General features: G+C 65.7%; 29 protein-coding genes. 16 read left to right on the top strand and 13 right to left on the bottom strand.

The window, feature by feature from the left end; genetic code table 11:
- Window positions 1-48 precede the first annotated feature (48 nt).
- The 4 genes from K0P03_RS05455 (at window position 49) to K0P03_RS05470 (ending at window position 2,162) form a co-directional block, all read left to right on the top strand.
- Window positions 49-306: a type II toxin-antitoxin system ParD family antitoxin gene (locus K0P03_RS05455; RefSeq protein WP_050742867.1), complete on the top strand. Its 258-nt coding sequence runs from the start codon at window positions 49-51 to the stop codon at window positions 304-306.
- Window positions 303-674, top strand: coding sequence for a type II toxin-antitoxin system RelE/ParE family toxin (locus K0P03_RS05460; RefSeq protein WP_023512279.1), 372 nt, complete (start codon window positions 303-305; stop codon window positions 672-674). The genes K0P03_RS05455 and K0P03_RS05460 overlap by 4 nt, the downstream gene beginning before the upstream one ends.
- Window positions 671-1,576, top strand: coding sequence for a carboxylating nicotinate-nucleotide diphosphorylase (nadC, locus tag K0P03_RS05465; protein WP_023512280.1), 906 nt, complete (start codon window positions 671-673; stop codon window positions 1,574-1,576). The genes K0P03_RS05460 and nadC overlap by 4 nt, the downstream gene beginning before the upstream one ends.
- Before the next feature lie 70 nt (window positions 1,577-1,646).
- Window positions 1,647-2,162, top strand: a complete 516-nt coding sequence (locus K0P03_RS05470) for a superoxide dismutase family protein (RefSeq protein ID WP_272789095.1) — start codon at window positions 1,647-1,649, stop codon at window positions 2,160-2,162.
- Between the two features lie 2 nt (window positions 2,163-2,164).
- On the opposite strand, the gene K0P03_RS05475 is transcribed toward K0P03_RS05470, so the two are convergent.
- From K0P03_RS05475 to ygfZ, 5 genes are all read right to left on the bottom strand, one after another.
- Window positions 2,165-2,995 carry a mechanosensitive ion channel family protein gene (locus tag K0P03_RS05475; protein WP_130514918.1) on the bottom strand — a complete coding sequence of 277 codons (831 nt, stop codon included), beginning with the start codon at window positions 2,993-2,995 and terminating at the stop codon, window positions 2,165-2,167.
- A gap of 122 nt (window positions 2,996-3,117) precedes the next feature.
- Window positions 3,118-4,092, bottom strand: coding sequence for an NUDIX hydrolase (locus tag K0P03_RS05480; RefSeq protein ID WP_024271434.1), 975 nt, complete (start codon window positions 4,090-4,092; stop codon window positions 3,118-3,120).
- The gene (locus tag K0P03_RS05485) at window positions 4,089-4,622 is read right to left on the bottom strand and encodes a tyrosine phosphatase family protein (protein WP_130514920.1); all 534 of its coding nucleotides are present in this window, start codon (window positions 4,620-4,622) and stop codon (window positions 4,089-4,091) included. Before K0P03_RS05485 ends, K0P03_RS05480 begins: the two co-directional genes overlap by 4 nt.
- 2 nt (window positions 4,623-4,624) lie before the next feature.
- Complete coding sequence (locus K0P03_RS05490; RefSeq protein WP_050742873.1) at window positions 4,625-5,254, bottom strand: YfbR-like 5'-deoxynucleotidase; 630 nt, start codon at window positions 5,252-5,254, stop codon at window positions 4,625-4,627.
- On the bottom strand, window positions 5,251-6,096 hold the full coding sequence (gene ygfZ / locus K0P03_RS05495) for a CAF17-like 4Fe-4S cluster assembly/insertion protein YgfZ (RefSeq protein ID WP_272789096.1): 846 nt from the start codon (window positions 6,094-6,096) through the stop codon (window positions 5,251-5,253). Before ygfZ ends, K0P03_RS05490 begins: the two co-directional genes overlap by 4 nt.
- Before the next feature lie 167 nt (window positions 6,097-6,263).
- Here ygfZ and K0P03_RS05500 point away from each other — a divergent pair, with 167 nt between their 5' ends.
- Complete coding sequence (locus K0P03_RS05500; protein ID WP_336314282.1) at window positions 6,264-6,902, top strand: nucleotidyltransferase domain-containing protein; 639 nt, start codon at window positions 6,264-6,266, stop codon at window positions 6,900-6,902.
- Here the strand turns inward: K0P03_RS05500 and K0P03_RS05505 are convergent.
- From K0P03_RS05505 to K0P03_RS05520, 4 genes are all read right to left on the bottom strand, one after another.
- The gene (locus K0P03_RS05505; RefSeq protein WP_272789097.1) at window positions 6,889-7,671 is read right to left on the bottom strand and encodes a hypothetical protein; all 783 of its coding nucleotides are present in this window, start codon (window positions 7,669-7,671) and stop codon (window positions 6,889-6,891) included. The two genes, K0P03_RS05500 and K0P03_RS05505, sit on opposite strands and share 14 nt — an antisense overlap.
- 16 nt (window positions 7,672-7,687) lie before the next feature.
- Entirely contained in the window at window positions 7,688-7,957 is a 270-nt protein-coding gene (locus K0P03_RS05510; RefSeq protein WP_037409294.1) for a hypothetical protein, read from the bottom strand.
- A 92-nt stretch (window positions 7,958-8,049) separates the two neighbouring features.
- The gene (locus K0P03_RS05515) at window positions 8,050-8,472 is read right to left on the bottom strand and encodes a TIGR02301 family protein (protein WP_023513234.1); all 423 of its coding nucleotides are present in this window, start codon (window positions 8,470-8,472) and stop codon (window positions 8,050-8,052) included.
- The gene (locus K0P03_RS05520) at window positions 8,469-8,903 is read right to left on the bottom strand and encodes an NUDIX hydrolase (protein ID WP_023513235.1); all 435 of its coding nucleotides are present in this window, start codon (window positions 8,901-8,903) and stop codon (window positions 8,469-8,471) included. Before K0P03_RS05520 ends, K0P03_RS05515 begins: the two co-directional genes overlap by 4 nt.
- A gap of 60 nt (window positions 8,904-8,963) precedes the next feature.
- Between K0P03_RS05520 and K0P03_RS05525 the strand changes: the two genes are divergently transcribed.
- Window positions 8,964-9,743, top strand: coding sequence for an SOS response-associated peptidase (locus tag K0P03_RS05525; RefSeq protein ID WP_050742878.1), 780 nt, complete (start codon window positions 8,964-8,966; stop codon window positions 9,741-9,743).
- A 31-nt stretch (window positions 9,744-9,774) separates the two neighbouring features.
- Here K0P03_RS05525 and K0P03_RS05530 read toward each other — a convergent pair whose 3' ends face one another.
- Together K0P03_RS05530 and K0P03_RS05535 are read right to left on the bottom strand one after the other, a co-directional pair.
- Complete coding sequence (locus K0P03_RS05530) at window positions 9,775-9,957, bottom strand: hypothetical protein (RefSeq protein WP_023513237.1); 183 nt, start codon at window positions 9,955-9,957, stop codon at window positions 9,775-9,777.
- 175 nt (window positions 9,958-10,132) lie between these two features.
- Entirely contained in the window at window positions 10,133-10,258 is a 126-nt protein-coding gene (locus K0P03_RS05535) for a hypothetical protein (protein WP_023513238.1), read from the bottom strand.
- A gap of 304 nt (window positions 10,259-10,562) precedes the next feature.
- Between K0P03_RS05535 and cysS the strand changes: the two genes are divergently transcribed.
- The 8 genes from cysS to K0P03_RS05575 all read left to right on the top strand — a co-directional run bounded on the left by cysS (window position 10,563) and on the right by K0P03_RS05575 (window position 17,909).
- Window positions 10,563-11,996: a cysteine--tRNA ligase gene (gene cysS / locus K0P03_RS05540; protein ID WP_023513239.1), complete on the top strand. Its 1,434-nt coding sequence runs from the start codon at window positions 10,563-10,565 to the stop codon at window positions 11,994-11,996.
- A complete protein-coding gene (locus K0P03_RS05545) occupies window positions 11,978-12,475 on the top strand; it encodes a GFA family protein (protein WP_443020532.1) in 498 nt (165 codons plus the stop codon). The genes cysS and K0P03_RS05545 overlap by 19 nt, the downstream gene beginning before the upstream one ends.
- Window positions 12,472-12,969 carry a GFA family protein gene (locus tag K0P03_RS05550; RefSeq protein ID WP_023513241.1) on the top strand — a complete coding sequence of 166 codons (498 nt, stop codon included), beginning with the start codon at window positions 12,472-12,474 and terminating at the stop codon, window positions 12,967-12,969. The genes K0P03_RS05545 and K0P03_RS05550 overlap by 4 nt, the downstream gene beginning before the upstream one ends.
- Window positions 12,970-13,095: 126 nt before the next feature.
- Window positions 13,096-13,578 (top strand): GFA family protein, encoded by a 483-nt coding sequence (locus K0P03_RS05555; RefSeq protein ID WP_272789099.1) that lies wholly within the window; start codon window positions 13,096-13,098, stop codon window positions 13,576-13,578.
- The gene (gene pip, locus K0P03_RS05560; protein WP_050742880.1) at window positions 13,575-14,534 is read left to right on the top strand and encodes a prolyl aminopeptidase; all 960 of its coding nucleotides are present in this window, start codon (window positions 13,575-13,577) and stop codon (window positions 14,532-14,534) included. Before K0P03_RS05555 ends, pip begins: the two co-directional genes overlap by 4 nt.
- 181 nt (window positions 14,535-14,715) lie before the next feature.
- A complete protein-coding gene (gene cimA, locus K0P03_RS05565) occupies window positions 14,716-16,332 on the top strand; it encodes a citramalate synthase (RefSeq protein ID WP_050742881.1) in 1,617 nt (538 codons plus the stop codon).
- 110 nt (window positions 16,333-16,442) lie between these two features.
- Window positions 16,443-17,387: an EamA family transporter RarD gene (gene rarD / locus K0P03_RS05570; protein WP_050742882.1), complete on the top strand. Its 945-nt coding sequence runs from the start codon at window positions 16,443-16,445 to the stop codon at window positions 17,385-17,387.
- Between the two features lie 3 nt (window positions 17,388-17,390).
- Entirely contained in the window at window positions 17,391-17,909 is a 519-nt protein-coding gene (locus K0P03_RS05575; RefSeq protein WP_272789100.1) for a GNAT family N-acetyltransferase, read from the top strand.
- Window positions 17,910-17,936: 27 nt separating this feature from the next.
- Here K0P03_RS05575 and K0P03_RS05580 read toward each other — a convergent pair whose 3' ends face one another.
- Window positions 17,937-18,557, bottom strand: a complete 621-nt coding sequence (locus tag K0P03_RS05580) for a TIGR00730 family Rossman fold protein (RefSeq protein WP_050743150.1) — start codon at window positions 18,555-18,557, stop codon at window positions 17,937-17,939.
- Between the two features lie 159 nt (window positions 18,558-18,716).
- Here K0P03_RS05580 and K0P03_RS05585 point away from each other — a divergent pair, with 159 nt between their 5' ends.
- On the top strand, window positions 18,717-21,080 hold the full coding sequence (locus K0P03_RS05585; RefSeq protein ID WP_272789101.1) for a LysM peptidoglycan-binding domain-containing protein: 2,364 nt from the start codon (window positions 18,717-18,719) through the stop codon (window positions 21,078-21,080).
- Window positions 21,081-21,269: 189 nt separating this feature from the next.
- The gene (locus tag K0P03_RS05590; protein WP_050743151.1) at window positions 21,270-23,165 is read left to right on the top strand and encodes an ABCB family ABC transporter ATP-binding protein/permease; all 1,896 of its coding nucleotides are present in this window, start codon (window positions 21,270-21,272) and stop codon (window positions 23,163-23,165) included.
- Here the strand turns inward: K0P03_RS05590 and K0P03_RS05595 are convergent, their stop codons facing one another.
- Entirely contained in the window at window positions 23,166-23,813 is a 648-nt protein-coding gene (locus tag K0P03_RS05595; protein WP_272789102.1) for a VOC family protein, read from the bottom strand.
- Between the last annotated feature and the right edge of the window lie 192 nt (window positions 23,814-24,005).

Raw genomic sequence — 24,005 nt, forward strand, 5'->3', positions numbered from 1 at the left:
ATTGACAATCGCTCTTTGCGCACTAGAATCGGGCGAAAGGATCGCGCCATGCCGACGCTGAATGTCAGTCTCACCCCGGAGTTCACCGACTTTATCGAGGACGCCGTCGCAAGCGGCTCCTACGTCTCTGCAAGCGAGGTCGTTCGTGATGCGTTGCGTTTGATGCGTCAGGAACAGGAAAGCGAGGCGGCCAAACTCGCGCTCCTGCGCAAGGCGGTCGATGCCGGGCTGGCGCAGTCGGAGCGGGGCGAGTTTTCCCGGCGCTCCGTCACGGACATTTTTACGGCTTCAATCGGCGAAAAATGATCGTTCGGCTGACGGTTGAGGCCGAACGGGATCTTACCGAGATCGCGCGCTACACGGCGACGGCCTTCGGCGTTGTCCAGGCCATGCACTATGCCGCGTTGATCGGGCATGCCATGAGCCTTCTCGCCGAAAACCCGCTCCGACCGGCGTCGCGGGCACGCGACGAGCTCCGCCCCGGCGTGCGCTCCATGCATTTTTCCCGTGCGGCAGCCCGGCGCCATGCTGCTGCGCACGTTCTTTACTATCACCTCGTAGCAGGCGCGGACGAGGCACAGGAAATCGTCATTCTCCGCGTTCTGCATGAACGCATGGAGCCGTTGAAGCGGCTCGTCGATGCCAACAGTCCAGAGAAGGATTCTCCGCCATGACCACCCCCCATCTCCCCGTCCTCTCCCCGCTGATGGTCGAGGATCAGGTGCGCGCCGCGCTGTCGGAAGATCTCGGGCGCGCCGGCGACATCACCAGTCAGGCGACGATCGCACCGGGCAGTCTGGCGCGGGCGGAGCTGAATGCGCGGGAGGAGGGGGTTGTCGCCGGCCTCGATCTCGCCCGCGCGGCCTTCCGGCTGATGGATCCTGCGATCCGCTTCGAGGCCTTCGTGAAGGATGGCGACCGGCTTTCGCCGGGTATGGTGATCGCGCAGGTTTCCGGCCCCGCCCGCGCCGTGCTGTCGGCCGAACGCGTGGCACTGAATTTTCTCATGCACCTTTGCGGCGTGGCGAGCTACACGGCGCGGTTCGCCGCCGAGATCGCCCACACGCAGGCGAGGGTCTGCTGCACGCGGAAAACCATCCCGGGCCTGCGGGCGCTGGAAAAATATGCCGTGCGCATGGGCGGCGGCTCGTCGCACCGCTACGGCCTCGATGATGCGATCCTCATCAAGGACAACCATATCGCCGTGTCCCGCGGTGTTGCGGGCGCCATTGCGGCCGCCCGCGCCTTTGCCGGACATCTCGTCAAGGTGGAGGTCGAGGTGACGACGCTGGAGGAGCTGGAGGAGGCGCTGGAGGCGCAGCCCGACGTCATCCTGCTCGACAATATGGGGCTGGAGCTCCTGCGCCGCGCCGTCGAGATCAACCGCGACTGTGCGGGGTTGACCGAGGCGACCTACGCCGCCGACCCGCGCCGCGTGAAGCTGGAAGCCTCCGGCAACGTGAATCTGAAGACGATCCGCGCCATTGCCGAAACCGGTGTCGACTATATTTCGACCTCCAAGATCACCATGGCTGCGCCGACGCTCGACATCGGCCTCGACGTGGTTGTGAGCTGATCGGGCCGGAACACCCCGGCGGACGATGCGTTCCGGTTCCATGGACAATGGCAATCGGAAGGACGCATCCATGTGGAAGATCGTTGCACACGCCGTGCTGGCCGCCCCGCTCATCAGCCTGCCCGCCGCCGCCCAGCAGGCGGCGGATACGGCCCGGGCGGATTTCGTCGATCGCGCAGGCAAGGAAACCGGCCGTGCACAGGTGACCGCAGGGCGCGACGGCGTGCTGTTCGAAGTGGAGATCTCCGGCCTCGAGCCGCGAAAATGGGTGGCGCTGCACATCCACGAGAGCGGGAGCTGCGATCCGGCTGGCGGCCACGCATCGGCGGGCGGGCATTTCAACCCGGATGAAAAGAGCCACGGCTTCATCTCGGCGGACGGTCCCCATGCCGGCGACCTGCCGAACCAGTATATCGCCGAGGACGGCGTGCTGCGGGCGCAGGTCTATTCGACGCTGGTCCGTCTCGACGATGCGGAACGCGGTATCCGCGGCCGTGCGCTCATCGTGCATGCCGGTTCGGACGACTACCGCACCGATCCGACGGGCGGCGCGGGCGACCGGCTCGCCTGCGCCGTGATTGAATAGGCCTATTCGGCCGGGGCTGCATCCCGCGCTGGCCCCGTGCGCTTCTGCCCGAAGGCGATTCGCACGCGGCGGTTCATCTCCCGCGTCGTTCTGAACCATTGCGGCGTCGCCACCCAGTAGCGCAGCGTCAGGGTGGCGGCGCTTTCCTCCAGGCTGTCGACGAAGACCTGCGGCGGCGGCGCGGATTCGATCGCGGGATCGTTCTGTGCGATCGACAAAAGCCGGTCGATCTCGCCGTCGATATCGCGATCGTCGGGCACCTTCACCTGGAGATCGTGCTTGCGGGTGCGCTCGCGACTGTAGTTGGTGACGGGCGTGTTCCACAGCGTCGCGTTCGGCGCCAGGCGATAGAGGCCGTCGCTGGTCTTGAGTTCGGTGGCAAACAGCCCGACCTCGGTGATCTCGCCGGAAACGTCCTTCGTCTCGATGTACTCGCCGACCCGGAAGGGCCGCAGCACCAGAAGCATGATGCCGGCCGCGATGTTCTGCAACGTGCCCTGCAGGGCGAGGCCGATGGCAAGGCCTGCGGCACCGAGGGCGGCGATGATCGAGGCGGTCTGCACGCCGAACTGGCCGAGCACCGTGACGAAGACCAGCACGAGGACCGCATAGCGCAGGATGTTCGCGAAGAAATGCGCGAGCGTCGCATCAATGCCGCGCACACGCGAAAGCCCCGTCAGCGCCCAGCGGTGCAGCAGCCGTGAGAGAAACCAGCCGAGCACGAGCAGCACGAGCGCGCCGAGGATCGAGAAGGAATATTGCACGGCAAGCGCGCTCGCCTGAGCCAGCGCCGCCCGTGTTGCGACGATGATGTCGGTTGCCTGTTGTTCCATGAAAGCTTTCCCCATTGATATCAAAGGGGGAATGGCAGGATGCAGGATAAGTTCCGGCGAGAGCATTTCCAGCCGAAGCGGGGCCGCTTCGGCGTCGGGCAATGCGGAAGAAACAAAATGCTTTAGCGCATGCCCACCTTGAGCCCCGGGGCCGGACGCTCCTCGAGAATGCGGCGGCGGAAGCGGAAGAGGGCGGCGGGGCGCCCGCCGGTGGCGGCGGTGGAGCCGCCGGTCGCCTCGACCAGCTCGGCACCCTCGACCAGGCGGCGGAAGTTCTGCTTGTGCAGGTGTCGTCCGGAGATCGCCTCCACCGTCGCCTGCAATTCGGTGAGCGTGAATTCCGGCGCCATCAGCTCGAAGATCACCGGACGGTATTTTATCTTGCCGCGCAGCCGCGCCATCGCGGTCGCAAGAATCCGGCGGTGGTCGTGGCGCATGGCGATGCCGGGCACGGGATGGCACGATCCGGTGCGCCCGTCCGTCACCGCCTCCTCGGCAAGGCCCGCTTCATAGAGCAGCTCGTAGCGTTCCAGCACGCGCTCCTCGTCCCAGGGAAAATCGTCGAGGCCGAAGGCGAGGCGCAGGCGCGTGCGCATCGAAGGCAGGGCGCTCACCCGCTCCTCGCGCGTGGTATCGGCGGCGAAGGCCTTCAGGGCGGGGAGAATGATCTGGTCGATGAGGGCCGGCCGGCCCTGCCGCCAATCCTCCCAGGGAAGGTAGGTGTACCAGTCGCGCCAGGCGGCGCCGGCTTCCGCCAGCCGCTCGTTCGCCTCCGCATCTGTACGGGTGAGCGCGATATAGCCGACGGAGACCATGTGCGTGCCGGCCTCGTCCGGCAGCTTCTGGCGGCCGCGGTCGCCGAAGGTGTAGAGCTGTTCGATATAGCCGAGCTTCAGTGCCGTCTGCGCCTCGACGCTGGCGCGCAGGCTCGTCTCGAAGGTGCGGTGCTGGTGGGGATCGAAGGGGCCGAAGGGCAGGGCATCCCGGCCGCCCGCGCCGCCGCCGATGGCGAGGATGCAGGGGGTGCGGCCGGAAATCGCGACGACCGCCGCGTTGAGGCCGATCTCGACGGGCGGACGGACGCGGCTCTCCGTCATGGCTGCGCCGTCTCCGGCGCTGCGGAAAAGGCGAAGGGGCTGTCGCCGACATAGTCCGCCCCGCGGCCGATGGCCTTGACGGCGGCGACGAGCCGCCCGCCGCGCGACAGCACATGATCGCCGATTTCGACCAGCCGGGCGTTCGGCGTCGCCTGCACGGAGGCGTGGCGAAGGCGGGTGGCAAGCTCGTGTTCGTCCTGGTCCGGTTCCACGGCGAGTGCGGCGATCAGCGCGGCGGCGGGTGAGCGGGAAACGCCCATCATGCAATGGACAAGCAGCGGCGCCTGCCGGTCCCAGCCGCGGGCGAACCCGATGATCGCAGCCACATGCTCTTCGCCGGGCGCGACAAGGTTGCCGGTGCCGGCAAAGGCGATGTCGTTGACACCGAGGATCAGGTGGCGATCGGCGGCGATGACGGCCGGGCGGTGGAAACTCTGCTTCGGTGCGACGAGGCTCAGCATGTCGCGGCAACGGTGCCGCACGGCGAGCTCCGCGATCTTGCCGATGGGCGCGACGACGATCGTGCCCATCGTCAAACCGCCGCGGCGAGCGGGCCGCGCTCCCGTTCCAGCGCTTCGAAGCGATCCGCAAAGCGCTGCTGCGCAAGGGGCGCGGTGAGCGGGGCGATCTCGATCATGTCGAGTGTGATGCCGCGCGGCGCGCCGAAGAACTTGACCGCCTCGGCATGGGAGAAGCCGGCAAGCTCCGTCGCTTCGAAGAAGGCGGCGACCTGGTCGGCCTTCTTGATCTTCGCCTTCAGGCTCGCGGGCGTGGCGGACGGCAGGCCGAAGCGCAGATGCACGGCCGCCTCCAGCCGCTTCTCCACCGTCTTGTAGCCGCCGCCGACCACCGCCTTGAAGGGCGAGATCATGTCGCCGATCACATATTCCGGTGCATCGTGCAGCAATGCCATCAGGCACTCGTCGGCATTGCAACGGTTCTGCTGGCGGAAGATCGCCTCGACGACAAGCGAATGTTGCGCCACCGAAAAGGCGTGGTCGCCGTTGGTCTGGCCGTTCCAGCGCGCGACGCGGGCAAGCCCGTGTGCGATGTCGGACAGCTCGATGTCGAGCGGCGACGGATTGAGCAGGTCGAGGCGGCGGCCCGACAGCATGCGCTGCCAGGCGCGGGGTTCCGTCTTGGCGCGGGCGGCTCCGCTCATTGCGCCGGCACCTCGGCGGTTTCCTGCGGGAAGGCAAGGCGCGTCCATTGCGGCAGGGCGACGGTGACAGGCATGCCGTCGGCGGTGATCGGCGTGCCGCCATGCATGGCGTCGGCCGCGCGGTCTATGCGCACGATGGCAAGGCCGCGCGTGCCGGACACGCTGCCGAGCGTGCCGATCGGCTTGCCGCCGGCCAGAAGCTCGGTGCCGGTCGCGGGAAGGTCGGCCTCGCCGGTGACGATGACGGGACGGCGGCGCGCGGTGCCGCGGTGCTGCATGCGGGAGACGACTTCCTGCCCGACATAGCAGCCCTGGCGGAAGGAAAGGCCGCCGGTGAGGTCGAGCAGCACATCGTGCGGAAAGGCATCGCCGAGCACATAGTCCTGGCCGGCTTCGACAAGGCCGGTGCCGATGCGCAGAGCGTCATAGAGCGCCGGGTCGTCCTCGCCGCCGGTGCCCGGGCGGCGGGAAAGGAGAAGGCCGGCCTTGGCGAAGCGACCGTCCTGCGGCGCGCCGGCCTCGGGCGCGTCCCAGGCGATCGCCACCGTGTCGCCCTCGACGGTTGCAAGGTCGACCGCGGCGCGCAGCTTGTACATGGTCAGGCGCTTCAGGAGTGCATCGCGCTGCGCGTCCGTCGTCTCGATCAGGAAGGCGCCGTCGCCGTCGCGGCATATTAGAAAGTCGAACAGGATCTTGCCCTGCGGCGTCAGCAGGGCGCCGGGACGAATCTCGCCGGTCGCAAGGTCGGGCAGGTTGGTGGTGATGAGCGATTGCAGGAAGGTCTCGGCATCGGCACCGGAAATGCGGAGGAAGGCGCGGTCGGAAAGTGTGACGGAAGGCATGATTCGATCCAGATTGTGCGCCCGCCGGCACCATGCGGCAGCGGGCGGTGCATGATCGCACCCGTTGAAACAGAGGTAGAACGGCCGGGCGCCTTTCGCAAGGTCGTGCCGCCTTGCGCTGTACGTCCGGATGGCGGAGAAGGACGCCGCGCGAAGAAAGGTGATCCATGATGACGGCAACGCCGACACTTCCCCACGATGCATGGGCCGCCTGGCACCCGCAGGAGCTCGCCCACCGGCTAGCCGGCGTCACACGGCCCTGGTGCATCGTCGGCGGCTGGGCGCTCGATCTCTGGCACGGGGAGCAGATGCGGCCGCACGACGACCTCGAATTCACCATTCTGCGCACCGATTTTGCGGATTTCCGCGCAGCCTTGCCGGGCCTGCGTCTCCATGCGGTCGGCGACGGCCATGTCGAGCCGCTCGGCGCGGAGGACGTGCTGCCTTCAGGCATCGCGCAGGTCTGGTGCGAGGATGTAGCGGCGGGCTGCTGGCGTGTCGACATGATGCTGGAGGACGGCACGCCCGAGACCTGGGTCTACAAGCGCGATCCGTCGATCCGCCTGCCGCGCGCCGATGCCGCGAGCCGATGCCGTGCGCAGGACGGGCGGTGGCATCGCCTATCTCGCGCCGGAGATCGTCCTGCTATTCAAGGCAAAACACCGGCGCGACAAGGACGAGGCGGATTTCGCCAAGGCGTTGCCGCGGCTCGACGCAAAGCAAAGGTGCTGGTTGCAGGCCTGCCTCGTGCAGGCCCATCCGGATCATGCCTGGAGCGTGGTCTTGTAAGGCTCAGTCGCCGGTGACGAAGAATTTCCACTGGCCGTCCGGCGTGATGCCGACGCGATAGAAATTGTAGCTGCCGAATTCCTTCATGTCGGCGAAGTCGCCGGCGGTGACGATGCGCAGCAGTTCCACCTTTTCCGGCGGTGTCAGCGTGGCGAGCGACTTTTCGGCGAAATAGGGCCAGACATACATTTCGTCCGCGGTGCCCTTGCCGACATGCACGAAGCCGGTCGCCAGCACGTCGAGCAGGATCGCCAGAACCTCGATGCCTTCCTCGTCGCCCGACTGGCCCTTGAGGGTTTCGACTGGCCCTTCGTCGGTCTCGACGATGGAGACCTGCGTTTCCGTCATGCCCTTGCCGAGCAGGGGGCGCAGGCGCTCGATATCGCCGGAGGCGGCAGCCTCGACGATGAGTTCGCGCATGCGGCGCACGGGTTCCGGCGCCTTGGCGATGTCGGAGAAGAATTCGACCGGAACCTCCGGTTCGTCGTCAGCCTTGTCGTCGGTGGCGGGCGTGTCGTCGGAGGGTTCTGTCACCGCCTGGTTACGGCGAATCAGCGGATCGGGCAGCGGCAGTTCGAGAGGGCCGGTTTCTTCCTGCTCCTCCTCGACGGGCGGCGTCTGGCCGTCCTCGGCCGGCTTCTGCGGCACCTGACCCTGTTCGTTCTTCAACTCGCTGAGCGCAAAGGCGGGGCGCACGGGTGCCACCAGTGCCGTCGTCGTGAAAAGCACGGACAAGACGATGAGGCTGCTGCGAAACAGCGTTTTGCCGTCAGGCGACGTCTGCATGACTTGTCTTTCCAGCCTATTGCAGGATGCGCTCGGGGGAGAATTCTCCAGCCAGCATGCGCTCGCGCAGCGATTCGAGCATCGCCTCCGCGCCACGTTCGCCGTGAATGCGAATCGTCTCGCGCATGGCGAGCGCGATGGCGGCATCGGCGATGATTTCCGGTTCGATGCCATCAGCCATGCCGTCGGCCCAGGCCTCGTTCTGGTATTCCAGAGCGGCCTGCATCTTCTCGTGCACGATCATCTCGTCGATATCGTTGAGAGTAGGTTCCATTGATCGGTCCATGCGGGGCATTCAGTTCTTACTTGACTGTTAACGACCTTAGCAGCCTTTTCCCAAAACGGCACTGGGTCCTGTAAAAAGAGGTTAATTAACCGCTAATTTCCGAAGCGTGCGGTAATTTCTGTGGCAAGTGTTGCGCCTTCGTTACGGTATCTCTCTTCTGCGACAACAGCCGAGTCGGTGCAAGCGGTATAGATGGCCGCAAAGGAACGATATCCACGGTTGAATGCCGCGGTCAGTTTCTCCTGTCTTTTCGGCTCGTTAGCGGCTTCCAGCTCGATGAGGCGCTGCATCGAGGCCCGCCAGCCGTCCTCCGGCTTGTCCATGCAGAGATTGCGCAGGTAGTGCACGGCGCCGAGGATTTCCGAGAGCCGTTCCAGCCGTTCATCATAGGGTGCGGGCTTTTCCTCGATGGCCGCCGCGGGCGGTGTTTCCTTCGCGTCACCCTTTGCCTTCTGGGCGAAGGCGGGCGCGGAAAGCGTCAGGGTGAGAAGGAGGGCGAGCCGAATCACCGTCATGCGGTCTGCCCCGTGCGTTCCGCCTCGAGGCGCCGGATGCATTCGCGCACGCTGTCCGGCGCCGGCAGCTTTTCGATCTCCCCGGCCGTATACCAACCGACGGCCGCCGCATCGTCCGAGGCGACGGCGATGGCCGTGGCATCCGCCTTCACCTTGAAGACGGAGAGGCGGAACGACGGGCTGCCGGGGCCGTCTTCCCGGCCGGGCAGGTCGTAGGTCGCGAAAAGCAGCGGTTTTTCGGCGCTGATGCCGGTTTCCTCGAAGAGTTCGCGCAGCGCCGTCTCGGCCGGCGTCTCGCCCGGCTCGCCGCGCCCGCCGGGAAAGGCATACATGTCCGCCGAGGGCGGGTTGCTGCGCAGGACCAGGAGATAGCGCCCGTCGCGTTCGATGATGGCGGAGGAGGCGGGCTGGGGCGTCTTGGATTTCTTCATCGCGGTCCGGTTCGGTTGCGCTCGATTGACCCCTTATAGGCAAAGTGCGATGACGATGCCATGTGTGGACGATTTGCATTGCTGGCCAAGCGGGATCTTGCGCGCGACTATCTCGATCTCGCCGAGCTGGACGACCTGACCGAGCGCTACAACATCGCCCCGACGCAGCCGATCCTGGTCGTCGTCGCGGGGGAAAGGCAGGAGCCCGGCAGCAACCTGCCGGAGCGTAAGGCCATGCTGGTGCGCTGGGGTTTCATGCCCGGCTGGGTGAAGGACCCGCGCGACTTTCCGCTGCTCATCAATGCGCGCGCCGAGACGGCGATCGGCAAGGCCTCGTTCCGCGCCGCCATGCGCCATCGCCGCGTCCTCGTGCCGGCCTCCGGTTTTTTCGAATGGCGCCGGCCGGAAGGGAAGGGCGCCAAGGCGCAGGCCTACTGGATCCGCCCGAAGAAGGGCGAGATTCTCGCCTTTGCCGGACTGGTGGAGACGTGGTCTTCCGCCGACGGTTCGGAGGTCGACACCGGCGCGATCCTGACGACCGCGGCCAACAACGACATTGCCCGCATCCACGACCGCATGCCCGTCGTCATCCGCAGGCAGGACTTTTCGCGCTGGCTCGACTGCAAGACGCAGGAGCCGCGTGAGGTGGCTGACCTGATGAAGCCGATCGACGACGGTTTCTTCGAGGCGATCCCGGTCTCCGACAAGGTGGGCAAGGTCGCCAATATGGGGCCGGACATCCTGGAGCCGGTGGAAGAGCGGGCCGACGAAGCGCCGGCGGAAAAGAAAAAGGGCGCGGAAGCGCCCCCATCATCGTCCGACCAGCTGTCGCTGTTCTGAAATCGCGCCGGCGAGGCCGCCTTGGAGCGGCTCAATCGTAGAGCGGCTGGAGCACGGCCGGAATATCGCGCTTGGAGCGCTTGTCCTCTGTCTTCGCCTCGGGCTTGCAGCGCGTGGCGGCCACGACGGCGGGCAGGCCGAGCGGCTTGTAGCGCGCCTGGAGGTTTTCGTTTGCCGCATGGTTCTGCGGCGGCTGTTTTCGTGCGGTTGACATTGTCTTTCTCCTGAATTGTCAGGCAGCCCCGTTTCGATCCCCCGGTTGCTACCCCCGATGCGTTATGCATTTACGCGACCCATTCGGCCAAATTCTGCTCAAATTTTGATCGATCTGCGGCAAGCGACTGAAAACACAGGTTTTCGAGATCAACTATTGTGACGGCCGCAAACATTCATTTCCTCGGAACCTGCCGCACCTTGATCATCAGAAAGGCCGCGATGACGGCGCGGATGCCGATCGGATTGTAGCGGCTGGCAAGATCGGTCTCGGGGCGTGTCTCTGTCTTCCGGGTCGTCATGATGCTGTCCCTTCGGTTTGCCGGCGGGCACTGCCGGTCTCACCCCTTCTTTTTCCCATGCGGGCAGGGGCGGCCGTGTCACCGCGGGAACAGGAGGCCTGGCGAGAATTTCGTCCGGGAACGGGCCGCGCCCGCTTGACCGGACGCCCGCACGGCGCGATAAAGCAGGCCATGAAAACGGTACTCTGCATTCGCCGGAGCATTATTCGCTAGCGCACGCGCTGGCCCGGCCGTTTTCGTCCCTCAAAATCCCCGGATGACAACGACCCGGCCAGCCGGGTTTACGCCTTTTGGGGAGATTTCTATGGCCGAAAAGCCGGTCCTGACGCTGTACAACACGCTCACGCGCTCGAAGGAGCCCTTCGCTCCCATCGATCCCGACAATGTGCGCATGTATGTCTGCGGCCCGACGGTCTACGACTTCGCCCATATCGGCAATGCGCGGCCGGTCATCGTCTTTGATGTGCTGTACCGCCTGCTGCGCCATGTCTACGGCGAAGACCACGTCACCTATGCCCGCAATATCACCGACGTCGATGACAAGATCAACGCCCGGGCACTGCGCGATTTCGGAAAGGAGATCGGGGACGGCACGCTTTCGCTCAACGAGGCGATCCGCCGGGTGACGGAGAAGACGGCGAACCAGTTCCACGCGGATATCGCCGCGCTCGGCACCATGGAGCCGACGCACGAGCCCCGCGCCACGGAGTTCGTCCAGCCGCGCGGCGACGGCAAGGTCGACATGATCACGCTGATCGAACGCCTCATCGAGCGCGGCCATGCCTATCAGGCGGGCGGCGAGGTGCTGTTCGACACGCAGTCCATGGCCGACTACGGCCAGCTGTCCAAGCGCAACCTCGACGAACAGCAGGCCGGCGCCCGCGTCGCCGTCGACGTGCACAAGAAGAATCCCGGCGATTTCGTGCTCTGGAAACTCTCCTCGCCGGAAGAGCCCGGCTGGGAAAGCCCCTGGGGCCGCGGTCGTCCGGGCTGGCACATCGAGTGCTCCGCCATGTCTGCCGCCTATCTCGGCGAGACCTTCGACATCCATGGCGGCGGCCTCGATCTCATCTTCCCGCACCACGAGAACGAGATCGCCCAGTCGCGCTGCGCGCATGGCACGCCAGTCATGTCGAATGTCTGGATGCATAACGGCTTCCTGCAGGTCGAAGGCCGCAAGATGTCGAAGTCCGAGGGCAATTTCTTCACGATCGCGGAACTCTTGCACGAGGAAAAGTTCGGCGGCCGCAAGTGGCCGGGCGAGGTGCTGCGCCTCGCCATGCTGATGACGCATTACCGCGAACCGATCGACTTCTCCGTCAAGCGGCTGGAAGAGGCGGAGCGCCTGCTTGCCAAATGGCCCGCCGGTGGCAATCCGGCCGAGGGCCGGGTGGATGAAAGCGTGCGTGCGCCGCTTTTCGACGATCTCAACACCGTCGCGGCCGTGCAGGCGCTGCATGCGCTCGCCCAGTGCGCCAATGCCGATCCGCTGATGCTGCCGGTCTTCGCCGCCAGCGCCGAACTTCTTGGCGTCCTGCCGAAGAAGGCCGAGATCTCCAAGGCGCTCGAGGATAGCATCGAAACGCTGATCCAACTTCGCCTGGAAATGCTCAAGGCGAAGAACTTCGCCGAAGCCGACAAGATTCGCGACGACCTCGCCGCCAGGGGAGTCCAGCTGAAGGACGGCAAGGACGCCCAGACGGGCGAGCGCGTGACGACATGGGAGGTGAAAAGGTGACCACCCCCTTCTACACCGGCGGGTGCCAGTGCGGTGCCGTGCGCTTTCATGTCGAAGGGGCGCTCGGCGATGCGTCGGTCTGTCATTGCCGCATGTGCCAGAAGGCGAGCGGCAATTTCTATCTGCCGCTGGTCTCCGTGCGGCAGGCCAAGCTGACCTGGACGCGGAGAGAGCCGAAGCGCTTCCAGTCGTCGAACCATGGCTATCGCGGCTTCTGTGCCGATTGCGGCACGCCGCTGACCTATGAAGCGCCGGACGGCGTGGCGCTGACCATCGCCGCTTTTGACGACCCGGCGGAGATCGCCCCGCGCATCCAGTGGGGCGTCGAGGCGAAGCTGCCCTATGTGGACGCGATTTGCGACCTGCCGGGGGAAGAGACAATGGCGGACCAGGAGGCGGCGTCCTTCCTCGCCGACCTTGTCTCCTACCAGCATCCGGACCACGACACGGACGCATGGCCGCCGGAGCGCAAGCCATGAGCATTTCCCGCATCTATACCGGCGGGTGCCAGTGCGGCGCGGTGCGCTATCGGGTGGAAGGCACACTCGGCGATCCGCATCTGTGTCATTGCCGCATGTGCCAGAAGGCGGCCGGCAACTATTTCCTGCCGCTTGCCAATGCGCCACGCGACCGTTTCACCATGACCCGCGGCGAGGCCGGCTGGTTCCAGTCCTCGGAGATCGTGCGCCGCGGTTTCTGCCGCGATTGCGGCACGCCGCTGTTCTACGACGCGCTCGCCGCCGACCATATCAATGTGACGCTCGGCTCGCTCGACGATCCCGACGATGTCCGCCCGGTCGCTCAGGCGGGCGTCGAATCGCGGCTCGTCTGGTTCGCGCAGCTGGCGAAACTGCCGGAAAGCGAGAGCGAGGACGGCGAGTTCGGCGCGGCGCGTCACATCGTGGTCCGCGCCTCCAACCGTCAGCACCCGGACTATGACACGGACCATTGGCCGCCGGAGGACATTCCATGATCGAGACCCGGCCGGAGCTCGGTTTTCCGCGCAAGTGGCTCTATCTCATCGCCGGCAAGCTGATCCTGATCACTGCCGTGGTGGTCGCCGTCGTCGTCTATTCCGCCTATCGTTGAAGGAGCTGCCATGAGCGTCGAACAGGACGAGACAAGAACCGGGGGCTGCCAGTGCGGCGCCGTGCGTTTCCGTATCAAGGGCGGGCTCGGCCGCCCGTCGATCTGCCATTGCCGCATGTGCCAGAAGCAGTTCGGCGGTTTTTTCGGCCCGCTCGTCACGGTCGAGGGCGAGGTGGAGTGGCCGCGCGGCGAGCCGGCCTATTTCCAGTCCTCGATCAACATCGCCCGCGGCTTCTGCCAGCAATGCGGCACGCCGCTGGCCTACAAGCATCCCGGCGGGCTGGAGATCGCCATCGGCGCCTTCGACAGGCGCGATGACCTCGCGCCGCAGATCCAGGTCAATTTCGACGCACGGCTTCCCTGGGTCGAGGCGATCTTTTCGGCGCCCGCCCACAAGGACCCCGATTATTATAGCCAGCAGGAGAAGATCATCTCCTTCCAGCACCCCGACCACGAAACCGAAAACTGGCCTGCCCACGGAATGAAATTATGAGCGAGACCCTGCGTACCCTCTATCCCGAAATCGAACCCTATGCTTCCGGCCATCTCGACGTCGGCGATGGGCATGTCATCTACTGGGAGCGCGCCGGAACGCCCGGTGCGAAGCCGGCGGTGTTCCTGCATGGCGGCCCCGGCGGCGGGTTCTCGCCCGCCCACCGCCGCCTGTTCGATCCCGCCCTCTACGACGTGACGCTGTTCGACCAGCGCGGTTGCGGCAAGTCCACGCCGCATGCGGAGCTGGAGGCCAACACGACCTGGCATCTCGTTGCCGACATCGAACGCCTGCGTGAAATGGCCGGCGCCGAAAAATGGCTGGTCTTCGGTGGCTCCTGGGGCTCGACGCTGGCGCTTGCCTATGCGGAAAAATATCCCGAGCGCGTCTCCGAGCTCGTGGTGCGCGGCATCTACATGCTCACCAAGGGCGAGCTCGACTGGTACTACCAGTTCGGCGTCTCGGAAATGTTCCCCGACAAGTGGGAGCGTTTCATCGCGCCCATCCCCCCGGAAGAGCGGCACGAGATGATGCATGCCTATCACCGCCGCCTGACGAGCGATGACAAGGCGACCCGTATCGCCGCGGCGCTTGCCTGGAGCCTGTGGGAAGGCGAGACGATCACGTTGCTGCCGGAGCCCTCGACGAGCGACAAGTTCGGCGAGGACGAGTTCGCCCACGCCTTTGCCCGCATCGAGAACCACTTCTTCGTCAATGCCGGCTGGCTGGACGAGGGGCAGCTCCTGCGCGATGCGCACAAGCTGCAGGGCATTCCCGGCCTCATCGTGCACGGGCGCTACGACATGCCGTGCCCGGCAAAACAGGCCTGGGCCCTGCACAAGGCGTGGCCTGAGGCGGAATTCTACCTCGTCGAGGGGGCGGGGCACGCCTATTCCGAGCCGGGCATTCTCGACCGGCTGATCTACGCAACGGACAAGTTCGCGGGGAAAGTTTGAGAGACTGCCCCTCACCCCAACCCTCTGCCCGCATGCGGGGAGAGGGGGCCTGTCGAATGCAGGGTTCGGGTTCGAGATTTTCGGCGCGGCATATTCCTTCTCCTCGCCTGCGGGGAGAGGGTGGCGGCAGCCGGATGAGGGGCGGATTGAAGTGTTCAATGAGTTCCCAGGGAGGGAACAGATGAAAAAAGACCGTATCTACCTTTTCGACACCACGCTGCGTGATGGCCAGCAGACGCCCGGCATCGACTTTTCCGTCGAGGACAAGATCGCCATTGCCGGCATGCTGGACGCGTTCGGCCTGGACTATGTCGAGGGCGGCTATCCCGGGGCCAACCCGACGGATACGGCTTTCTTCTCGAAGAAGCGCACCGGCCGCGCGAAATTCGTCGCCTTCGGCATGACGAAACGCGCCGGCATTTCCGCCTCCAACGATCCTGGCCTTGCCGCGCTTCTCGACTCGAAGAGCGACGCGATCTGTCTTGTCGCCAAGAGCTGGGACTATCATGTGCGCGTGGCGCTCGGCTGTTCCAACGAGGAGAACCTCGAGAGCATTGCCGAATCGGTCAAGGCCGTCGCCGCCTCCGGTCGCGAAGCCATGGTCGACTGCGAGCATTTCTTCGACGGCTACAAGGCCAATCCGGCCTATGCGCTGGCCTGTGCCGCCACGGCCTATGCCTCCGGCGCCCGCTGGGTGGTGCTGTGCGACACCAATGGCGGCACGCAGCCGTCGGAGGTGCAGGCGATCGTCCGGGCGGTGATCGCCGCCGGTGTGCCCGGCGACAATCTCGGCATCCACGCCCACAACGACACGGGGCAGGCCGTTGCCAATTCGCTTGCCGCCGTCGAAGCCGGCGTGCGCCAGATCCAGGGTACGCTGAACGGCATCGGCGAGCGCTGCGGCAATGCCAATCTGGTGACGCTCATCCCGACGCTGGCGCTGAAGGAGACCTATGCGACGCGCTTTTCGATCGGCATCGACACGGAGGACCTGACGGGCCTCACCAAGCTTGCCCATACCTTCGACGAATTGCTGAACCGTTCGCCGGACCATCAGGCGCCCTATGTCGGGGCTTCCGCCTTCGCCACCAAGGCCGGCATCCATGCCTCGGCGCTCCTGAAAGACCCGCGCACCTACGAACATGTGACGCCGGAAAGCGTCGGCAACCTGCGCAAGGTCATGGTGTCCGACCAGGGCGGCAAGGCGAACTTCATCAATGCGCTCAAGCTGCGCGGCATCACCGTGGGCAAGGATGACCCGAAGCTCGATCGTCTCATCCAGATCGTCAAGGAACGCGAGGCGACCGGGTATGCCTATGAGGGCGCGGATGCGAGCTTCGCGCTGCTGGCCTACCGCACGCTCGGCACGGTGCCGGAGTTTTTCCACGTCGAAAGCTTCCGCGTGATGGTGGAGCGCCGCTACGACGCCAACGGCCAGCTCAAGACCGTCTCGGAGGCCGTGGTGCGCGTCGTCGTTGATGGCGAGACGATGATGTCCGTTGCCGAAGGTCACGGCCCGGTCAACGCGCTCGATCTCGCGCTGCGCAAGGACCTTGGCAAGTATCAGGCCGAGATCGCCGACCTGGAGCTGGCGGATTACAAGGTGCGTATCCTCAACGGCGGCACCGAGGCCATCACCCGCGTCCTGATCGAATCCACCGATGCCAGCGGCGCGCGCTGGTGGACGGTCGGGGTTTCCGACAACATCATCGACGCGTCCTTCCAGGCCTTGATGGATTCCATCATCTACAAGCTCCTGAAGAACCGCGGGGAGGCGGGGCGGGTGGCCGCGGAGTAGCGGGGCGAGGTTCAGCGCCGCTCATCGTCCCTTCACCGGAATGAATTGGTGCATAACCTTCCTTTGGAGTATCCCGTCGAAAAATCCATGAAATGACGGGATACCACGCCATGGCCGACGCTAAATCCACCAGCGGCCCCGAAACCGGCGATTCGCCGCGCGGTTTCGCCTTCGCCTTGACGGCCTACGTGTTCTGGGGGTTCCTGCCCTTCTTCATGAAGGCCGTCGCCCACATTCCCGCTGCCGAGGTGGTGGCGCACCGCATCGTTTGGTCGGTGCCGCTCGCCGGGCTGGTGCTGATCTGGCTCGGCCGCACCGCCGATATCAAGGTGGCGTTGCGCTCGCCGCGCATGCTCGCCATGGCGACGCTGACGGCGGTGCTGATCACCATCAACTGGGGCATCTACGTCTGGGCCATCGGCGCCGGCCGGGCCATCGAGACGGCCCTCGGTTATTACATCAACCCACTTTTCTCGATCTTCCTCGGCGCCGTCCTCCTGAAGGAAAAACTCGACCGGACGCAGATTCTGGCGATCGGGCTTGCGGCCTTGGCGGTGGGGATCCTTGCCTTCGACGCCGGCGGGCTGCCGTGGGTGTCCATCAGCCTCTGCATCTCCTGGGGCTTCTATGCCTTCTTCCGCAAGACGCTGCCGATCGGTCCGAATCAGGGTTTCTTCCTGGAGGTTCTGCTGTTGAGCGTGCCGGCGCTCGGCTATATTTTCTGGCTCGAATCCTCGGGGCAGGGCCATTTCGGTGATACCGGTGCCGCCGATGTTCTCTGGCTGCTCGCCTGCGGCGTCGTCACTGCCATCCCGCTGATGATCTATGCCAATGGCGCCAAGCTGCTGCGTCTGTCCACCATCGGTATCATGCAGTACATCGCGCCGACGATGATCTTCTTCATCGCCGTCTTCGCCTTCAACGAACCTTTCGGCACGACGAAGCTCATCGCCTTCGCCTTCATCTGGGCCGCGCTTCTCCTCTATTCCAGCTCCATGCTACGGACGGCGCGGGCAAAGCGTCTTGCGGCCATGGAGCTCAAACCGGCGGAATAGACGATGGCCGTTTTGCAGACGGCGCGTCTGACGCTCAGCCCTTGCCGGCCAGGCGACCGCGCGGACTTCATCGATCTGGAGCGTGATCCGGAGGTGATGCGCTTTCTGAACGGGGGATATGCCGTCGATCGGGAGACGGTCGCGCCGAACGCGACCTTTCTGATGCCGACCGGCACGGAGCCCTATGTCTGGACAGCCCGTCGGACGGCCGATGGTGTCTTTGTCGGCTGGTTCTGCCTCTGGCCGGAAAGCGAGACGCTGGCTGAACTCGGCTATCGCCTGCATCGCGTGAACTGGGGCCAGGGGCTGGCCGCAGAGGGGGCGGCAGCTCTCGTCGACTGGGGTTTTGAAACCGCCGGATACGAAAAGATCGTGGCGACGACGATGACCGTGAACCAGGCTTCGCGCCGCGTCATGGAAAAGATCGGCATGAGGCATGCGCGGACGGTTTCTGGCGATTTTCCCGATCCGGTCGCGGGCAGCGAGCACGGCGAAGTGTGGTACGAACTCGACCGCCCTTAAGGCGGGCTTCCGTTTCTCTTGAGAAGATCAGAGCCGGGCGATGATGTCGGCTTCGCCTTCGCGGTCGACCTGGCCGGCCCAATGGTCGACGAGCGCCGCGACGATCTCTTCCGGTTCGTCGATCACCATCGGCTGCACGAGATGGGCCGTGTGGATGAAGCCTTCGTCCGCCATGTGGCGGATGAGCTTGAGCATCGGGTCCCAGAAGCCGCCGATATTGGCGAAGACCATCGGCTTGCGGTGGCGGCCGAGTTGTGCCCAGGTCATCACCTCGACGATCTCCTCCAGCGTGCCGATGCCGCCCGGCAGCGCCACGAAAGCGTCGGCGCGCTCGAACATCTTGTGTTTGCGCTCGTGCATGTCGGGCGTGATGATCAGCTCGGAGAGCTGGCCGAGCGAATGGCGGGTGGCCTCCATATCCATGAGAAACTGCGGTATGATGCCGGTGACGCGGCCGCCATGCGAGAGCACGCCGCTGGCCACCGCCCCCATGATGCCTTTCGTGCCGCCGCCATAGACGAGGCGGAGATGGTTTTCGGCCATCGCCTTGCCGAGGCGTCGCCCGGCGGAGACATAGGTGGTTTCGCGGCCCGGCTGGGAGCCGCAGTAAACGCAGACGGATCGAATCGGCAGGGTTTGTTCGCTCATGACGGGATTCAGCCACCCGGCTGGCAGCCCGTCAAGGATAATGACGAAAAAGCGCGGGGCGGCGGCTCCGGAACGTCCCGGGAACCTTGTGCAAAACATTGGGAATCGATAGCAATTTCAGGAGGGGACCCCCGGGAAACCGGGACAGAGAGAGAGTTGATGATGAAGAACAAGACCGGTCTGGTGGCCTTGATCGTGCTGGCGGCGGCAACGCTGCTCATGGTTTTCTTCGTGCTGCCCAACATGAACAAGGACAAGCCGGCTGAAACCCCGGTCGCGAGCCTTACCAATACGACGACGCAAGGCGGCGGCGAGACCACGACGGCCGAGGGCAAGCAGGCCCGTCCGACGACGGGAACCGGCGAGGCAGCGACGGGTGGAGAAGCGACCGGCACGGGCTCTGCTGCCGGAAGCGAGAAGCCGGCCGATGCGACGACAGGCGAGGCTGCGACCGCGACCCAGGAGGTCGCCAAGGCGGAAACGACGCCGGCCGATCCGGCCGCCGGCTGGGTCACGCCTGCCTTCGATCTCCTGCGCGTCGAGCCCGATGGTTCGACGGTGATCGCCGGCCGCGGCCAGCCGAACACCAAGCTGGAGATCAAGAATGGCGAGACCGTCGTCGCGACGGCCGATATCGGCCCGTCCGGCGATTTCGCGGCCGTCTTCGATCAGCCGCTCTCGGCCGGCGACTATCAGCTCACCCTGAACACCAAGGACGACAAGGGCGTCTCGAAGACCTCGGACGAGGTGGCGACCGTCTCCGTGCCGAAGGATGCCGGCGGCGAGCTCCTAGCCATGGTCTCCAAGCCCGGCGAGGCGAGCCGCCTGATCACGGTGCCGGACACCGCGGACAAGGCTGCCGCTACCGCGGAAAAGACCATCGACCAGCCAGCCGGCGAAACCGCCGCTGCCACCGATGCGGGCGCAGCCGGCACCGCGGGCGAACAGCCTGCCGGGACGGAAACGGCCGGGACGAGCGGCGGCAATGCGGCAGCCACGGGCGAAACCGCCACGGCCGCTGCGACGGAGACGGCGGGTGCAGCCGGCAGCGCGGCGACGGAAACGGCAGCCAAGCCCCAGGCCCGTGTTTCGGCCGTCGAGCTGGAAGGCGAGCGCATGTTCATTGCCGGCACGGCCAAGCCGGGCGCGCTTGTGCGTATCTATGCCGACGACACGCTCGTCGGCGAGGCGAAGGCGGATGATCAGGGCCGCTACGTGGCCGATGGCAAGATCGACCTGTCGGTCGGCCGCCACACCGTCCGCGCCGACGTGATGAGCCCGGATGGCAGCAAGGTCGAATTCCGCGCTTCCGTTCCGTTCGATCGGCCGGAAGGCGAACAGGTCGCCGTTGTCGCGCAGGAGAATGCCACCGGCGATACCGCCCCGGCGCTCGGCCTCATCGGCGGCGGCACGTTCGACAAGCTGCGCACCGAGGCCGACAAGGCGCTGGCGCTGCTCAAGGGCCTCTATGCCGATGGCCGCCTGCCGACCGTCGAGGAGCTGGCGGCTGCCCGGTCCGCGACGGAGATCGCGCTGAAGTCGCTATCGGAGTTCAAGCCCGGCCCGGAAGAGGGCGATGCGGCCCGCGACATGGCCGCCAAGGCCTCGGCCGCTGCGGCCACGGCGCTCGCCCGCCTCCAGGCCCTGCCGAAGGACGCTGCCGCTGTCGGCGGTGCTCTCGGCTCGATCGAGACGGCCGTTGCCGATGCGCTGGCTCCGGCCATCGAGAAGGCGGAGGCCGTGGTCGGCGCGGCGTCGGCCGCGGCGGACAGCTCCATCGAAGCGCTGGCCGGCCAGGCGACGGCGCTCCAGCAGCAGTTCGTTGCGCTGTTCTCCGACGGCCGAAATGCGACGTCGGCGGAAATCCAGACCGCCCGCACCGCGCTTGAAGCCGCCCTCAAGGGCATCACCGGCTTCACGCCCCCGGCGGGCACGGCCGCGGATGTGACGGCGGCCATCGAAAAGCTGAAGGGCTGGGCCTCGACCGCGCTCGACCGCTTCGCCGCGGTTCCGGCCGGCGCCGGCAAGGAGGCCTATCAGCAGGCGCTTGTGGCGCTGGAAGGCATGCCCTCGCTGACGGCCGCCGCCAACGCCGTTGCGTCGGGCAGCGAAGCGGTGGGCGGTGCGCCGGTTGCCGACGCTGCGAGCCCGGCGGAGGAAACCACGACGGCCGGCGGTACCGCGGCTGCGACCGGCAGCGAGAGCGGCACCGCCACCTCGGGCGAAGCCGCCGCAACGGGCGGCGGACAGGCGGTTGCCGAGGAGCCGGAAACGGTCGAGCAGGCGCCGCTGCAGCAGAGCAAGACCTCGGTCATCATCCGCCGCGGCGACACGCTCTGGCAGATCTCCCGCCGCATCTACGGCAAGGGCGTGCGCTACACGACGATCTACCTCGCCAACGAGGACCAGATCACCGATCCGGACCGCATCATCCCCGGCCAGGTCTTCGGCGTGCCGGACAAGACGGTGGAAAGCGATGCGGAGGCGGAAGAGCTGCACCGCAAGCGCGTTCGCGGCAATTGATCCCTCGCAGGTCCGGCAAGGCGGAGTTTGCCTGACTTGCACAAGGACAATTTCCCGCCGGCCGTTGCGAAGCGGCCGGCAAGGACCTATCTCCCCGATGCGGCGCCCCTACCGGGCGCCGCATTTTCATTCGGCAAGTCCGGCAAGAAACGAAGACCGGGGCGTGACGGCGACCCGGCGGAGGCCAGCGTGGCGAGAACGACGAAAAAGACGGTTTCGGCCGACAGCAGCAATCCCCTCCACACGCTGGTGAACCTCTGGCCCTATATGTGGCCTTCCGACCGGCCCGACCTGAAGATGCGCGTCGTCTGGGCGTCGGTCTTCCTGCTCGCCTCGAAAATCGTGCTGCTGCTGGTGCCCTATTTCTTCAAGTGGGCAACGGATGCGCTGAACGGCAAGGCGGATGCCGTCTCGCTTCTGCCGACCTTCCTGCTTGGCGCCGTCATGCTGGTGCTTGCCTACAACGGTGCGCGCATCCTGCAGGCCGGCCTCAACCAGCTGCGCGACGCGCTGTTTGCCAGCGTCGGGCAATATGCCGTGCGCCAGCTCGCCTACCGCACCTTCGTGCACCTGCACCGCCTGTCGCTGCGCTTCCATCTGGAGCGGCGCACCGGCGGCCTGTCGCGTGTCATCGAGCGCGGCACCAAGGGCATCGAGACGATCGTGCGCTTCACGATCCTCAACAGCGTGCCGACCTTCATCGAGTTCCTGCTCACCGCCGCCATCTTCTGGTGGGGTTACGGGCTGCAGTATCTTCTCGTCACGGCCGTCACTGTCTGTCTCTACATCTGGTTCACGGTGCGTGCGAGCGACTGGCGCATCTCGATCCGCCGCTCGATGAACGACAGCGACACCGAAGCCAACACCAAGGCGATCGACTCGCTGCTCAACTTCGAGACGGTCAAGTATTTCGGCAACGAGGAGATGGAGGCGCGCCGCTTCGACCAGTCCATGGCGCGCTACGAGAAGGCGGCGACCCAGGTCTGGACCTCGCTCGGCTGGCTCAATTTCGGCCAGGCGCTGATCTTCGGTGTCGGCATGGCGGTCATGATGGCGATGTCGGCGCTTGCCGTGCAGCGCGGCGAGCAGACGGTCGGCGATTTCGTCTTCATCAACGCCATGCTGATCCAGCTCGCCATCCCGCTCAACTTCATCGGCTTCGTCTACCGCGAAATCCGCCAGGGCCTGACGGATATCGAACAGATGTTCGATCTGCTCGAAGTGGAGGAAGAGGTACAGGACAAGCCCGGTGCCAAGGACCTCATCATCGCCGATGGCGCGATCTCCTTCAGGGACGTGCATTTTTCCTATGATCCGGCGCGGCCGATCCTCAAGGGCGTCTCCTTCGATGTTCCCGCCGGCAAGACCGTCGCCGTCGTCGGCCCGTCCGGAGCAGGGAAGTCGACGCTCTCGCGGCTGCTCTATCGTTTCTACGACGTGCAGGAGGGCGCGATCACCATCGACGGGCAGGATGTGCGCGATGTCACGCAGAAGAGCCTGCGCTCGGTGATCGGCATGGTGCCGCAGGATACCGTGCTCTTTAATGACACGATCGCTTACAACATCCGCTACGGCCGACCTGGCGCCAGCGACGAGGAGGTCACCGCCGCCGCTGAGGCGGCGCAGATCGGCCCCTTCATCCGCCACTTGCCGGAAGGCTTCAAGGCGATGGTCGGTGAGCGTGGCCTGAAACTCTCCGGTGGCGAGAAGCAGCGCGTCGCCATCGCCCGCACCATCCTGAAGAGCCCGCCGATCCTCATTCTCGACGAGGCGACCTCGGCGCTCGACACCCGCACGGAGCAGGAAATCCAGGCGGCACTCGACGTCGTCTCGAAGAACCGTACCACGCTCGTCATCGCACACCGCCTCTCCACCGTCATCGCGGCGGACGAAATCATCGTGCTGAAGGACGGCGGCATTGCCGAGCGCGGCACGCATGGCGAATTGATGCAGCGCGACGACGGCCTCTACGCCTCCATGTGGAACCGCCAGCGCGAGGCCGTGCAGGCCGAGGAGCGCCTAAAGCAGGTGCGCGAAAGCGACGAACTTGGTATTATCGTGCGCGGTGCGCCCGCCGCGGAGTGATCACGCTCCCGGCGCGGCGAAGAGGATCAGGTTGCCGTCCGGATCGAGGAGGATGAAGGTCCGCGCCCCCCAAGGCTCCGTCCGGAGCGTTTTGTGGAACGCGACGCCGGCCGCCTGATAGCCGAGGAAAAGCGCCTTGATCTCCGCCGCGCTGTCGAGCGTGATCGAGGCCGAAAGCAGTTCTTCCCGTTGGCGGATGTCTCCGACGAAGACGGGCTCGTGCACCAGTCGCAGGCAGAGCCGTGCCCGGTCACGCACAACGACCCCGTAGAATGGCGGGTCGCCATAGGCGAAATCGACGGCAAAGCCGAGTTTTTCCGTGAAGAAGGCGAGGGAGGCGACGAAATCGGCGACGTAGAGGATCGGCTCCGCTCCGCTGAGGATCGGGCCTTGCTGCATGCTTTCGGTCGTGCTGTTCATGATGGGGGCTCCTGTTCTGAGCGCCTGCCAGTCCGCAAACCCGTTCTGACGGGCGACGAGCGCCTGCGCATCGGCAAGCGAGAATGCGGCGTCGAGCACCTCCCGATCGGTCAGATCCCGGAAAGCGGGCAGACCGGCACGGATGATCGCCGCCACCGGATGGTGTCGTTCACGATGCCAGCGCAGGAACTGCTTGGCCTGCTTGCGGAGGTTTTCGATGTTCGGCATGGGCGCTGCTACGGTTTCGGTCGTAGGTGGGCATTGCCCCTTCGGCTCCCGCCGATGCGCCCTACAGCAACACGGAAAGTGTGCCCGCACCGCCCGGCGTTTGTCAACCGCAGGGCGGGAAAGCACGGTATCGGACGGCTGAGAACCGCACTTGCACCTGGTGGGGCGGGCGCCGGAGAGGGCCGTGCGCCT

Source organism: Shinella sp. HY16 (assembly GCF_028534175.1).
GTDB lineage: Bacteria > Pseudomonadota > Alphaproteobacteria > Rhizobiales > Rhizobiaceae > Shinella.

Excerpts from the sequence above, each read along its gene's own strand:
- K0P03_RS05455 (WP_050742867.1), top strand. The coding sequence starts at position 49 with ATGCCGACGCTGAATGTCAGTCTCACCCCGGAGTTCACCGACTTTATC.
- K0P03_RS05460 (WP_023512279.1), top strand. The coding sequence starts at position 303 with ATGATCGTTCGGCTGACGGTTGAGGCCGAACGGGATCTTACCGAGATC.
- nadC (WP_023512280.1), top strand. The coding sequence starts at position 671 with ATGACCACCCCCCATCTCCCCGTCCTCTCCCCGCTGATGGTCGAGGAT.
- K0P03_RS05470 (WP_272789095.1), top strand. The coding sequence starts at position 1,647 with ATGTGGAAGATCGTTGCACACGCCGTGCTGGCCGCCCCGCTCATCAGC.
- K0P03_RS05475 (WP_130514918.1), bottom strand. The coding sequence starts at position 2,995 with ATGGAACAACAGGCAACCGACATCATCGTCGCAACACGGGCGGCGCTG.
- K0P03_RS05480 (WP_024271434.1), bottom strand. The coding sequence starts at position 4,092 with ATGACGGAGAGCCGCGTCCGTCCGCCCGTCGAGATCGGCCTCAACGCG.
- K0P03_RS05485 (WP_130514920.1), bottom strand. The coding sequence starts at position 4,622 with ATGGGCACGATCGTCGTCGCGCCCATCGGCAAGATCGCGGAGCTCGCC.
- K0P03_RS05490 (WP_050742873.1), bottom strand. The coding sequence starts at position 5,254 with ATGAGCGGAGCCGCCCGCGCCAAGACGGAACCCCGCGCCTGGCAGCGC.
- ygfZ (WP_272789096.1), bottom strand. The coding sequence starts at position 6,096 with ATGCCTTCCGTCACACTTTCCGACCGCGCCTTCCTCCGCATTTCCGGT.
- K0P03_RS05500 (WP_336314282.1), top strand. The coding sequence starts at position 6,264 with ATGATGACGGCAACGCCGACACTTCCCCACGATGCATGGGCCGCCTGG.
- K0P03_RS05505 (WP_272789097.1), bottom strand. The coding sequence starts at position 7,671 with ATGCAGACGTCGCCTGACGGCAAAACGCTGTTTCGCAGCAGCCTCATC.
- K0P03_RS05510 (WP_037409294.1), bottom strand. The coding sequence starts at position 7,957 with ATGGACCGATCAATGGAACCTACTCTCAACGATATCGACGAGATGATC.
- K0P03_RS05515 (WP_023513234.1), bottom strand. The coding sequence starts at position 8,472 with ATGACGGTGATTCGGCTCGCCCTCCTTCTCACCCTGACGCTTTCCGCG.
- K0P03_RS05520 (WP_023513235.1), bottom strand. The coding sequence starts at position 8,903 with ATGAAGAAATCCAAGACGCCCCAGCCCGCCTCCTCCGCCATCATCGAA.
- K0P03_RS05525 (WP_050742878.1), top strand. The coding sequence starts at position 8,964 with ATGTGTGGACGATTTGCATTGCTGGCCAAGCGGGATCTTGCGCGCGAC.
- K0P03_RS05530 (WP_023513237.1), bottom strand. The coding sequence starts at position 9,957 with ATGTCAACCGCACGAAAACAGCCGCCGCAGAACCATGCGGCAAACGAA.
- K0P03_RS05535 (WP_023513238.1), bottom strand. The coding sequence starts at position 10,258 with ATGACGACCCGGAAGACAGAGACACGCCCCGAGACCGATCTTGCCAGC.
- cysS (WP_023513239.1), top strand. The coding sequence starts at position 10,563 with ATGGCCGAAAAGCCGGTCCTGACGCTGTACAACACGCTCACGCGCTCG.
- K0P03_RS05545 (WP_443020532.1), top strand. The coding sequence starts at position 11,978 with ATGGGAGGTGAAAAGGTGACCACCCCCTTCTACACCGGCGGGTGCCAG.
- K0P03_RS05550 (WP_023513241.1), top strand. The coding sequence starts at position 12,472 with ATGAGCATTTCCCGCATCTATACCGGCGGGTGCCAGTGCGGCGCGGTG.
- K0P03_RS05555 (WP_272789099.1), top strand. The coding sequence starts at position 13,096 with ATGAGCGTCGAACAGGACGAGACAAGAACCGGGGGCTGCCAGTGCGGC.
- pip (WP_050742880.1), top strand. The coding sequence starts at position 13,575 with ATGAGCGAGACCCTGCGTACCCTCTATCCCGAAATCGAACCCTATGCT.
- cimA (WP_050742881.1), top strand. The coding sequence starts at position 14,716 with ATGAAAAAAGACCGTATCTACCTTTTCGACACCACGCTGCGTGATGGC.
- rarD (WP_050742882.1), top strand. The coding sequence starts at position 16,443 with ATGGCCGACGCTAAATCCACCAGCGGCCCCGAAACCGGCGATTCGCCG.
- K0P03_RS05575 (WP_272789100.1), top strand. The coding sequence starts at position 17,391 with ATGGCCGTTTTGCAGACGGCGCGTCTGACGCTCAGCCCTTGCCGGCCA.
- K0P03_RS05580 (WP_050743150.1), bottom strand. The coding sequence starts at position 18,557 with ATGAGCGAACAAACCCTGCCGATTCGATCCGTCTGCGTTTACTGCGGC.
- K0P03_RS05585 (WP_272789101.1), top strand. The coding sequence starts at position 18,717 with ATGATGAAGAACAAGACCGGTCTGGTGGCCTTGATCGTGCTGGCGGCG.
- K0P03_RS05595 (WP_272789102.1), bottom strand. The coding sequence starts at position 23,813 with ATGCCGAACATCGAAAACCTCCGCAAGCAGGCCAAGCAGTTCCTGCGC.